This is a genomic window from Endozoicomonas sp. ALC013 (assembly GCF_049310205.1).
In the GTDB taxonomy this organism is placed as follows: domain Bacteria; phylum Pseudomonadota; class Gammaproteobacteria; order Pseudomonadales; family Endozoicomonadaceae; genus Endozoicomonas.
On record NZ_JBLYNS010000162.1, the window covers coordinates 1 to 10,161 of the forward strand.

Sequence of the window (10,161 nt, forward strand, 5' to 3'; positions counted from 1 at the left end):
GTAGTCATAATAGTGGTTGTTCATAGACGGGATATTTCCTCTTTTAACCAGTTGCCCGCTAAAGTGCTTAAACAGTTTTGACGGTTAAACTGTCGTTGATATTCACGTTGGGTGTTTTTACTGTTGCAGCCTGTAAAGAATGAGTCGTTATTATGGATGTTGATCAGGAGCTTGATCTTAAAGGTATGAACTGTCCACTGCCACTGCTGAAAGCCAAACAGGCACTCAGTCGAATGCAGTCAGGTCAGGTTATCAGAGTGTATGCGACAGATCCCGGTTCGGTCAGGGATTTTGCCAGCTTTGCTAATATCAGCGGGCATATCCTGCTGGCCAGTGAAGAAGAACACGGCGTTTATATCCATACATTGCAGCATAAGTAGTAAGGGATTTGAGTTGAATAATGAATCTTGAGTCGTTGAATAACTAACGGAGCATTTGATGCTGAATGTCATTAAGGGATGGTTGCACAGCTATCTCTCGGATCAGGAAGCGATTGTTCTTCTGATCCTGTTGCTGGTTGGCTTTGTTGTTGTGCTGACCATGGGAAAAATGCTGGCACCGGCATTGGCTGCTTTGATTTTTGCGTTTCTGATGCAAGGCCTGGTGAACTGGCTTGAGCGACAGCGAATGCCTCATCTTCTGGCCGTTAACCTGGTTTTTACCGGATTTGTTGCCGCGTTGTTGCTGGTGATTTTTGTGGTGGTGCCACTGGTGTGGGAACAGGTGACACACCTGTTAAATGCCATGCCAGGCATGGTTCGCCAAGGGCAGGCGTTGCTGGTGAGTTTGCCAGATCTATACCCCGGTTTTGTTTCTGAACACCAGGTCAGCCTGCTGGTCACAACCATTAATAAGCACCTGGCCGACTTTGGTCAGTGGGTATTGTCTTTTTCGCTGTCCAAGCTCCCCGGTATTGTTGCTCTTCTGGTCTACCTGATTCTGGTGCCTATCCTGGTTTTCTTTTTTCTCAAGGATAAAGAGGTTTTGCTGGGCTGGATGGCCGGTATTCTCCCTCGCCGTCGCAGGCTGATTGACCAGGTTGCTGATGAGATGAATGACCAGATTGCCAACTATATCCGGGGGAAGGCGATAGAAATTGTTATTGTCGGGGGTGTCAGTTATGTGCTGTTTGCCCTGTTAGGGTTAAGCTATTCTGCGCTTCTGGCGGTGATGGTCGGTTTCTCGGTTGTTGTGCCCTATATCGGGGCGACCGTGGTGACGATTCCCGTTGCCATTATTGGTTTTTTCCAATGGGGGTTGGATGATCAGTTTGTGATTCTGATGGTGTGCTATGGGATCATTCAGGCGCTGGATGGTAATGTGCTGGTGCCGCTGCTGTTCTCTGAAGCGGTGAACCTTCATCCTGTTGCTATTATTATTGCCGTTCTGGTGTTTGGCGGTTTGTGGGGGTTCTGGGGAATCTTTTTTGCCATTCCTCTGGCAACCTTGTTAAAGGCGGTAATGAATGCCTGGCCGACAGTGGCGGATGTGGAGTTAAGTTAAAGACAACTACTGAAAAAGTGGGCAATGCCCGCTTTTTCAGTCCGCAAGAGAGTGTTTTTATTACTCCTCTTCATTGCTGTTGTCACTGCTGTCGGTCTGCGCCTGAGTGTCTACCATTTGTGCGGCCTGCAGAACATCTTCAACATGCCCTTTAATGCGAACCTTTCGCCACTCGTGTTGCAGTACACCATTGCTATCGATCAGGAAGGTGCTTCGCTCGATACCCATATACTCCTTGCCATACATCTGCTTTAACTTGATGACGTCAAACAGTTTGCAGAGCGTTTCATCTTTATCGGAGATCAGCTCAAAAGGGAACTCGTGTTTGGCCCGGAAGTTTTCATGAGCCTTGATGCCATCTTTGGATACGCCAAAGACCAGCGTGTCTGACTCTTGAAATTGGCTGTAATGATCTCTGAAGGCCTGTCCTTCACTGGTACAGCCTGGGGTATTGTCTTTTGGGTAGAAAAACAGGACGACTTTACGGCCTTTGAGTTCAGAGAGTTTGACCGTCGTGTCGCTGGTCGCTTGGGCGGTAAAGTCAGGAACGGGTTGGCCCAGAGTTACGCTCATGTTTTATCCTTAGTCGCTCTCATTAGTCATTATTAATTTCAGGGGAGTTAGTTTAAACCATCACTGAAAAAAAGGCAGGTCTTAAAAGGTATTCAAAAATTTTAAGCTTTTTCTCTTCTTTTTTTCCCAACTTTTTATCTTATTCGACTTCAGTTTTTCAACAAAGTTCAATAAACAGCCTGGCCGGGATGGATTTCGGCCTTGTGAATGTAAAAGGGCGTTAGTAACATTACGCAAGATTCTGCCTTTAGGAGTGAACTGATGATTACCGGGAGCCTGGTGGCTATTGTTACCCCCATGTATGGCAATGGTGAGCTGGACTGGGAGAGTATGCATGCCCTTGTAGAGCATCATATTGACCAGGGGACGGATGGGATCGTAGTGGTGGGTACCACGGGTGAGTCAGCCACTCTGACGGTGCAGGAACATTGTGAAGCCATAAAACGCATGGTGGACCAGGTGAATGGCCGGATTCCCGTGATTGCCGGTACCGGGGCAAACTCAACCGCAGAGGCCGTCCACCTGACGGCGGAAGCCAAGGCACTGGGCGTGGATGCCTGTTTGCTGGTGACCCCTTATTACAACAAGCCGACTCAGGAAGGGCTTTACCTTCATTACCAAACGGTGGCTGAATCGGTGGCGATTCCCCAGATCCTCTATAATGTTCCCGGCCGAACGGCGGTGGATCTGCTGCCGGAAACCATTGGTCGCCTGAGCCAGCTGGACAATATTGTCGGCGTTAAGGAAGCCACGGGCATTGTTGAGCGTGGCCAGCAGATTCGGGCGTTGTGTGGTGAAGACTTTGCCATCTACTCCGGTGATGATGCTACCGGTATGGAGCTGATGCTCCAGGGGGCAAATGGCGTTATCTCTGTAGTCAATAATGTTGCACCAAAGATTATGCATGAATTATGTGTTGCTGCCACGGCGGGCGATCGCAGTACAGCAGAAGCGCTCAACGCCCGGATTGAAGCATTGAGCAGTCAGCTCTTTCTGGAAGCCAATCCGATTCCAGTAAAATGGGCATTAAAGGAGATGGGGATGATCAAGGACGGTATTCGTTTACCATTGACGCCCCTGTCGGAGTGTTATCACTCCGATGTTAGAAGTGCACTGCAAAAGGCGGGGTTGATTTGATGGTTCCAGGTCAAAGGATCAGTGAGTTGCCAAGGCATGCCCGGTTGGGCCTGTCTGTTGTGATCAGCGCATTGGTGCTGACAGGTTGTGCCAACCCTTTTGGCCAGCAGGGGTATCTGCGGGATCGTGCCGGAGACTACATCGAGGCGCAGACCGCTGAGCCCATCACCTTGCCGGCGGGAACTCAGGCCAGGGAACTGGGGGATATTCTGGTGATTCCAGAGGCTGGCCTGACTGACCAGAAACTGCCACGGGAGTTCGAAGTTCCAAGGCCTTCCCAGCGGTTGATGTTAAAAGAAGGTGATCATTACAGCCTTGAACGCGATGGCAGTCAGGAATGGTTGTCCGTTGATCGTGGGCCGGGTGAAGTGTTGCCTGGTGTGCTGGGCTATATTGAATGGCTGATGGAAGAGCTGGGTGTTGGCATTGCCAGCACAGAGTTTGACAAAGGCATTGTTGAAACCCAGTGGCATGACTTTGGCAAGGATAAAGATCACGGTGTGATGTACCGGACATTCGGTAAGTTATTTGGTGCTGATGATCTTGAGCCGATGGAAGAACGCTTTCGCTTTGAGGTTCGCAATGGCCTGAAAGGCGGAACCACGGAGGTTTATGTCTATCATCAGGGTCGGCCATTGGCTAAAAAAGGGAAACCGGCTGCGACTCCTGAGAACTGGGATAACCTGGGAGAGCCAAGCAAGCGGAAGGCAAACGATGTGCTCTCAGAGATGCTGGTTTACCTGGCACGGGATGATGTTCAGTCATCGGTTTCTCTCCAGGCTCAGGGGCTTGATATTGCTTCAGTCACAGAAGCGGGCCGGGATGGTAATGGTAACCCGGTGCTGACGGTACGTGGCCTGTCCTATGCCCGTGTCTGGGACGCTGCTGCCAACGCTATGGATAATGCTGGACTGAAGGTTGTTGATCGTAACCGTTCCGCCGGTCTTTTCTATCTTGCTGACAGTGTGCCACAACTGGAACAGGAGCAAGAGAAAAAGAGCTTCTGGTCAGGTTGGTTCAGTGATGATCAAGACTCCGATGTGTCTGATGAGCAGAAAACGCTGACGGTCAGGGTGAGTAATTACTCTGAGGCGGTTCAGCTTTCTGTAGAAAAGGATGTGAATACCTCAGCGCCTGCAGATGTCAGTCAGAGACTGCTCAAGGTGATTCAGGACAATCTTCAATAAATAATGATCTTCAATAAATAAAGCAGGCGTAAGCCTGCTTTATTGCATCTATCCCTGAACGACAGTTGTTCCTTTTGATGGTTTATCTGGCATCGATCAAACCATATTCCTTATCCAGAATTTCAATAATCTCGGCCTTGGGGTTGTCAGAAAGTTTGAGAGGCTTACCGGTAATCTTTTCAGCAATCGCTGTGTAGGTTCTGGAAAGGTCCATTAATGCGCTTTCCGGCAGTGCGTGATCTCTGGCAAGGGCTTCCCGCTCCGGCATTCGCTCTTTATTCAGCAGGATATCAGGCTCAGGGAAGTGATTAAGCAGAAACTGCCGGAAGCTCTCTTTTGAATTTTCAATCACCTCGCCCTGACGATAGGCTTCACCGTCCCAGATTCTGGAAGAGTCCGGCGTGCCAACCTCATCCATATAAATCAGCTTTTCCTGTCCACGGGCATCGGTGACGTAACCAAACTCAAATTTGGTATCAACAAACATCTGGTCCAGGGCAGTCAGGGACTGGCTGATAACCGTGAAGCCTTCCTGAAGCAGGGTTTCGTAGCGGTCAATATCATCAGGATGGCGAAAATTGAAAGCCCTGTAATTACCTTCCAGGTCCTTGCGGGTAATATTGACGTCATCCGCCTCAGGGACTCCGGGAATGCCTGTTAACACCCCCTTGGTTGATGGGGTAATCAGTAGCCCCGGCAGTGGTTGATCTTTCTCCAGCCCTTCCGGAAGTCGTATACCGCAGAACTCCCGTTCGCCTTTGCTGTAGGCCCGCCACATTGAGCCGGTAATATATTGACGACCGATGGCTTCAATCATTACCGGTTGCGCTTTCTGGACAATCCAGACCAGTGGATGAGGGATCGCCAGGATATGGCTGTCCGCCAGGCCATGTTGTTTGAAGAGATTGAACCAGTGGTTCGAGATCGCATTCAGCGCAGCGCCTTTGCCGGGGACACCGTTCAGCCCCCCCTCACCATGCCAGATACAGTCAAAGGCACTGATTCGGTCAGAAATAACCATAATGGCCAGTGGTGCATCGGCAGCGACATCATGGCCTTGTTCGTTGATCAGTCGTCGGCTGTCCGCTTCGGTAAGCCAGTAAACGGAGCGTACCTTGCCGGAGTGAATAGGAAGGTCGGTGCGAATCGGGAGATCGTTGTTAACGGCCAGGACCTTATCAGCAAGACTCATTGCGGCTACCTGTTCTGTATTCTGTTTTGTAATGTCGATTTATCACCCATGATGGTGATACAGCTCTACCCGGCGCAAGGGGGGGAGGTACGGTTGGAAATCATAGCAAATAACCCGTGTTCTCTGTACAGGAAAAAGAAGCAAAACCACTCTGCAGATCGTGAGGGGGCTGCTCAGTTTGGATCGGGTTTATTAATAACTGTTTGTTATTTAGACATCGTCCCGGAGTTTTCGGCGGATGGCTCATGGCTCTTGTTCAAGGGGGGAGGAAAATTTTTTTATGCACAAATGTCAAGCGATTGACGTGTATTTTTTTTCGCTGCCATAAGTGACTGATTTTGTAAGTACTTATCCTAAGTCCATGAAAAATATAGAAAAAAAATAGATCAAAAAATAACCAGTTTAATAAAGGGGTAGTAAACATCGGTCTTTGTGACGGGTTGTGAGTGATCATCCACAAACTTATCCACAGATTCTGTGGGTAAAGTAATGATCGCGATGTTGGCTTGAAGTCTGTTAATACAAAGTACTGTTAATTCCAAGATATTCTTAAAGAAAAAGTTTGTGCTGCCGGGTCGATTCTCCGGTGGCTTGCGGTGAAGTGTTTAATCACATTGCTTCAGACGGAACCGGGGGCAAAAAAAACAGCGAGTTAAAAATGCTGACAAAGGCCTTATCGTCAGCTGAAAGTATCATTATTATTGCCTCATCGTTTAGTGGTCATTGCTGCTGCAAAGGCCCTGATCCCAGCAGAATTTCAAGGTGGCAAATGTGATGAATGAGCAAAGCTTCGTGGTGGATGTAACAGAAGCGAATATTCAGGAAGTGCTCCAGCAATCCGCAGATCAGCCCGTGCTTCTCTATATAGGTATGCAGAGTGATCCGGCCTGTTCGGCGCAGCTGGGTGTTCTGGAAGCGTTGGCTGCTGCTTACCAGGGGAAGCTGATACTGGCGAAAGTGGCCGCAGAAACCGAGCAGATGCTGGCGCAGCAGCTGGTGAGTCAATTGCAGGTAAGAGCGTTACCCGGACAGGTGGTTTTGCACCAGGGAAGACCGGTTAAGGTGTTCAGTGGACCTCAGTCAGAAGAGCAGCTGCGTGAAGTGCTGGATCCGTTGACAATGAGTCCGGCAGAAATGATTCGCCAGCAGGTTGAAGCGCTGATGGCTGAAGGCGAAGCTGGCCAGGCACTGGAGTTGCTCCAGAACATTTTGCAGGATGAGCCTGATAACCATGCCCTGCAAGTGTTGCAGGTAAACCTGCTGCTGGAGCTGGGACGTATCGACGAAGCCCGGCAGTTGATGGCGGTGCTCCCCGCCGATGCAGAAGGCATTGCCCAACCGAAAGCCAAACTGGCTTTCTACGAAATGGTTGCGGACGCCCCTGCCCGGAATGAGTTGGAAGCCCGGCTGGCGGATAATGACAATGATCATGAGGCTCGCTACCAGCTGGCGATCCGGTTGGTGATTGCTGACCAGAATGAAGAGGCACTGGAGAATTTGCTGACGATTGTTCGTCGGGACCGTGAATTCCGTGAAGACGGTGCCAGGCTGCTGATGTTGCAGGTGTTTGATCAGCTGGGGCAGGGTAATCCGATCGCCAAGCGTTATCGCGGCAAGCTGTTTGGTTTAATGCACTGATTTTGTCTCACCAAATCTTGATCCTCCACTCGCATTCCCGGACTCAGTCTCCTGGAATGCTCGTGCTATCTTTTCTGAACTTTATATTGATCCTGTGGTCAAAAAATTAAGAGGGCCATTCTTTCACCCGGATTGGTGTCGAGATAGCAGTTGAATCAGGAGGTTAATAATGAATTGTTTGTACGATGGAGCAGCTGCAATCGGCAGTGCTGTCGCTTACGTCCTGAAACAACCTTTGCGCCTGATCAGCTATTTTTGCGGCCGGGTTGTAGCGGGATTATCAGCAGTCAAAAAAAAACTGTTTGGCACCGTCGGGGAAAGTCAGCCATCCACCATTGACCTGTACCAACGGTCGGTTTCAATACCAATGGCTGGCCAGTCTCTTGTGACGGGCGAGCCATCGGTAATGGTCGAGAATACTGACCGCTCAAAACCTGCTGCCGGTCACGATGCTAATCTGAAGCCTGATCCCGGGTCACCGGTTAATTTCCCCCAGTGCATCAACATAGGGTTTCTGGGGGTCGACGGCGGGGGAAAATCGGCTTTGATTAATCTTCTGCGTGATGTGGATGTTAATGCGACCGACGCAGCCCGGGAAACCGTTGTTCGCTCCAAGCAACGGGATACCAAGCGCTACCGGCTAAATAAGACACCTGTTTATTTGTGTGAACTACCAGAGATCAAGGCAGATTATAACCCGGAGGCAATGGCCAAACGTTCAGGCCTCCTCGCCTATGATGCGGTGATTGTTCCTCATTGTTTCAACACCGTACGTTCTGATGCTCTTGCTACTATGATAAGTCAGGTGAAAGAAGCGGGTATCCCACTCTATTTCGTTTACACTAAAATGGATAACGCTATTGCGAGTATTCGCAGTGAAGAAAGAAAGTCGAGTCCCTCTTTTTATCAGGATCTTGCTACCGGGGTTAAGGCGCAGATAAAGCGTAATTTCCAACACGTCATCGGATCAGATTTCAGCGATGACAATATTTTTATCAGCGGCTTCCCTTCCGGCAGCAGAGAATTTGATGTGCCACAACTAAAACAGCTTCTTGGTAGCGTCCAGAAAAGAACAGGGAGTGGTTGAGAGGTGGCGCTTTTGCTACTTGGCAGCGTTGGCTGTCGTCAAAACCAGAAGGCAATTCACAGGCAAAAATCATCAAGCGCACAGAGGGAAACTCTCTAACCGTCGTGCGCTTTTTGCTTCAACCGCTTAAACGGTCTCTTTTTCCGGGATTTCCACCGAGAAGCTGGCCACCTCCTGTCTTTCCAGTGCTTCTTCGCTTATTCCTCCAAGGTTTTCCACCAGTTCATCCAGCATTTGTTGCAACGTCAGCGTCATGATGGCGAAGTCAGCGTCAAACTGTTCGGCTGCTGTTTCAGCGTTAACTTCATCTAGCTGTTCCTGAACGGAGTCGGTGAACTTCAGTTTACGAATGACCAGGTCATCACCAAGCACAAAGCTCAGGGCATCATTCCAAATCAGCGCCATTTTGCTGACCTGTTTTCCTGCCTGAAGGTGAACCTCAACCTCTTCACCAATCAATTCCTGTTTACTGACTTTTACCTGTCCCCCTTCATCGCCGGGCTCACGCAGCTCACACTCATCACCGAGCACCAGCTTGTCAGGCATGGGGATCTCCTGGGCCAGCCAGCGTGTCATGGCATGGGATGGCATGTTTTTCAGTGGCGGGTTAATAATCGGCAGACTGCCAAGGCATTCACGCAGGCAGGAAGTCAGCTCTTCAGCTTTCTTGAATGAAGAGGCATCCACCACCAGCCAGCCTTTTGCCGGATCAATATAAGCAAAGGTGTTCTGGCTGCGGCTGAATGCTTTGGGCAGCAGTTCCATCAGTACATCGTCTTTTAATGCTTTTTTCTCTTTGCTGAAAACCTGGCGGTCCTGTTCCTGTTCAATCTGTTCAACTTTTTCTTCCAGTGCTTCATTGATCACGCTGGCGGGAAGAATTTTCTCTTCCTTGCGGGCGGTGATCATAACGAACCCATTGCCGGCATGGGTCAGCAGTTCACCCTGTTTGCCTAACGGAGGAACCCAGCCATAGGTGCTCATATCCTGACTGCCACAGCTGCGAAAGCGTTTCTGGCGGAGTTGCTCTTCAAGATCGTCAACGGACGTTTTGAATGGCTGGGTAAACCGGTAAAAGATAAGATTTTTAAACCACATGATCGTTTCAGAATCCTGATTGGTCGGAAGTTTGGCCGCTTTCCATATCGTCCCATCCCTGTTCTCCCATATGGTCGGGCTGCACTTCCGAGTATGGGCTCAAGGCTGTGATGGAAAGCACATGTTAACAAAACCTGACCGTAAATTAGTTATTGATATTGATAAAGAAACAGAGGGTATAAAAAAAAGTTTTTAATAACTGTTGCGTATCAACAGGTTAGCTGCTTATAATTCGCCGCGTTGTTGAGAGGGGCTCTCGGGAAGCTTGAGAGAACAAAGCAAAGTTCTCAACAATCTCTTTGATTAAGAGTTCAGGGTGATTAGCTCAGCTGGGAGAGCATCTGCCTTACAAGCAGAGGGTCGGCGGTTCGATCCCGTCATCACCCACCAGCTAGAAACTAGTATCTAGAGACTAGAAACTAGACAGCGGACCGGTAGTTCAGTTGGTTAGAATGCCGGCCTGTCACGCCGGAGGTCGCGGGTTCGAGTCCCGTCCGGTCCGCCATTTCTATTGCGTTGTTGGTGTTAACAAGTCCTGAGTGGGGCTTGATATCGGGGAGAGTTCTGGTAAAGTCTCCCTCCCTCAGTACTGATGACAGTGCTGGGATGATTGAAAAGTTTCAGCGGACCGGTAGTTCAGTCGGTTAGAATGCCGGCCTGTCACGCCGGAGGTCGCGGGTTCGAGTCCCGTCCGGTCCGCCATTTTATGCCTGTGTTGAGAAGCAGGTGAGCAGAGCAAAAAATTT

Annotated in this window: 9 protein-coding genes and 3 tRNA genes; 9 read left to right on the forward strand and 3 right to left on the reverse strand. The window is 49.7% G+C overall.

Annotated elements, in window-relative coordinates; translation table 11 throughout:
* Window positions 1-152 precede the first annotated feature (152 nt).
* Both ACO6V1_RS20480 and ACO6V1_RS20485 read left to right on the forward strand, forming a co-directional pair.
* Window positions 153-380, forward strand: coding sequence for a sulfurtransferase TusA family protein (locus ACO6V1_RS20480; RefSeq protein ID WP_101746343.1), 228 nt, complete (start codon window positions 153-155; stop codon window positions 378-380).
* Window positions 381-438: 58 nt separating this feature from the next.
* A complete protein-coding gene (locus tag ACO6V1_RS20485; RefSeq protein ID WP_422451069.1) occupies window positions 439-1,503 on the forward strand; it encodes an AI-2E family transporter in 1,065 nt (354 codons plus the stop codon).
* A gap of 60 nt (window positions 1,504-1,563) precedes the next feature.
* Here the strand turns inward: ACO6V1_RS20485 and ACO6V1_RS20490 are convergent, their stop codons facing one another.
* A complete protein-coding gene (locus ACO6V1_RS20490) occupies window positions 1,564-2,076 on the reverse strand; it encodes a peroxiredoxin (protein ID WP_269674951.1) in 513 nt (170 codons plus the stop codon).
* A 261-nt stretch (window positions 2,077-2,337) separates the two neighbouring features.
* Here ACO6V1_RS20490 and dapA point away from each other — a divergent pair, with 261 nt between their 5' ends.
* Together dapA and bamC are read left to right on the forward strand one after the other, a co-directional pair.
* The gene (dapA, locus tag ACO6V1_RS20495) at window positions 2,338-3,213 is read left to right on the forward strand and encodes a 4-hydroxy-tetrahydrodipicolinate synthase (protein ID WP_422451071.1); all 876 of its coding nucleotides are present in this window, start codon (window positions 2,338-2,340) and stop codon (window positions 3,211-3,213) included.
* Window positions 3,213-4,400 carry an outer membrane protein assembly factor BamC gene (gene bamC, locus ACO6V1_RS20500; protein WP_422451073.1) on the forward strand — a complete coding sequence of 396 codons (1,188 nt, stop codon included), beginning with the start codon at window positions 3,213-3,215 and terminating at the stop codon, window positions 4,398-4,400. Before dapA ends, bamC begins: the two co-directional genes overlap by 1 nt.
* Window positions 4,401-4,482: 82 nt before the next feature.
* On the opposite strand, the gene ACO6V1_RS20505 is transcribed toward bamC, so the two are convergent.
* Window positions 4,483-5,592 (reverse strand): phosphoribosylaminoimidazolesuccinocarboxamide synthase, encoded by a 1,110-nt coding sequence (locus ACO6V1_RS20505; protein ID WP_422468281.1) that lies wholly within the window; start codon window positions 5,590-5,592, stop codon window positions 4,483-4,485.
* Between the two features lie 774 nt (window positions 5,593-6,366).
* Between ACO6V1_RS20505 and ACO6V1_RS20510 the strand changes: the two genes are divergently transcribed.
* Window positions 6,367-7,230 (forward strand): co-chaperone YbbN, encoded by an 864-nt coding sequence (locus tag ACO6V1_RS20510; protein WP_422451076.1) that lies wholly within the window; start codon window positions 6,367-6,369, stop codon window positions 7,228-7,230.
* A 169-nt stretch (window positions 7,231-7,399) separates the two neighbouring features.
* Entirely contained in the window at window positions 7,400-8,317 is a 918-nt protein-coding gene (locus ACO6V1_RS20515; RefSeq protein WP_422468283.1) for a hypothetical protein, read from the forward strand.
* Window positions 8,318-8,443: 126 nt separating this feature from the next.
* Here ACO6V1_RS20515 and rdgC read toward each other — a convergent pair whose 3' ends face one another.
* Window positions 8,444-9,415 carry a recombination-associated protein RdgC gene (gene rdgC / locus ACO6V1_RS20520; RefSeq protein WP_163372131.1) on the reverse strand — a complete coding sequence of 324 codons (972 nt, stop codon included), beginning with the start codon at window positions 9,413-9,415 and terminating at the stop codon, window positions 8,444-8,446.
* Between the two features lie 314 nt (window positions 9,416-9,729).
* Here rdgC and ACO6V1_RS20525 point away from each other — a divergent pair.
* The 3 genes from ACO6V1_RS20525 to ACO6V1_RS20535 all read left to right on the forward strand — a co-directional run bounded on the left by ACO6V1_RS20525 (window position 9,730) and on the right by ACO6V1_RS20535 (window position 10,117).
* Window positions 9,730-9,805: transfer RNA gene (locus ACO6V1_RS20525), tRNA-Val, on the forward strand.
* Between the two features lie 38 nt (window positions 9,806-9,843).
* Window positions 9,844-9,920, forward strand: a tRNA-Asp gene (locus ACO6V1_RS20530).
* A gap of 120 nt (window positions 9,921-10,040) precedes the next feature.
* Window positions 10,041-10,117: transfer RNA gene (locus ACO6V1_RS20535), tRNA-Asp, on the forward strand.
* Window positions 10,118-10,161 lie beyond the last annotated feature (44 nt).

Bases quoted from the DNA above. Each gene is read 5' to 3' on its own strand.
- ACO6V1_RS20480 (WP_101746343.1), top strand. From the start codon at position 153: ATGGATGTTGATCAGGAGCTTGATCTTAAAGGTATGAACTGTCCACTG.
- ACO6V1_RS20485 (WP_422451069.1), top strand. From the start codon at position 439: ATGCTGAATGTCATTAAGGGATGGTTGCACAGCTATCTCTCGGATCAG.
- rdgC (WP_163372131.1), bottom strand. From the start codon at position 9,415: ATGTGGTTTAAAAATCTTATCTTTTACCGGTTTACCCAGCCATTCAAA.
- ACO6V1_RS20515 (WP_422468283.1), top strand. From the start codon at position 7,400: ATGAATTGTTTGTACGATGGAGCAGCTGCAATCGGCAGTGCTGTCGCT.
- ACO6V1_RS20490 (WP_269674951.1), bottom strand. From the start codon at position 2,076: ATGAGCGTAACTCTGGGCCAACCCGTTCCTGACTTTACCGCCCAAGCG.
- dapA (WP_422451071.1), top strand. From the start codon at position 2,338: ATGATTACCGGGAGCCTGGTGGCTATTGTTACCCCCATGTATGGCAAT.
- bamC (WP_422451073.1), top strand. From the start codon at position 3,213: ATGGTTCCAGGTCAAAGGATCAGTGAGTTGCCAAGGCATGCCCGGTTG.
- ACO6V1_RS20510 (WP_422451076.1), top strand. From the start codon at position 6,367: ATGAATGAGCAAAGCTTCGTGGTGGATGTAACAGAAGCGAATATTCAG.
- ACO6V1_RS20505 (WP_422468281.1), bottom strand. From the start codon at position 5,592: ATGAGTCTTGCTGATAAGGTCCTGGCCGTTAACAACGATCTCCCGATT.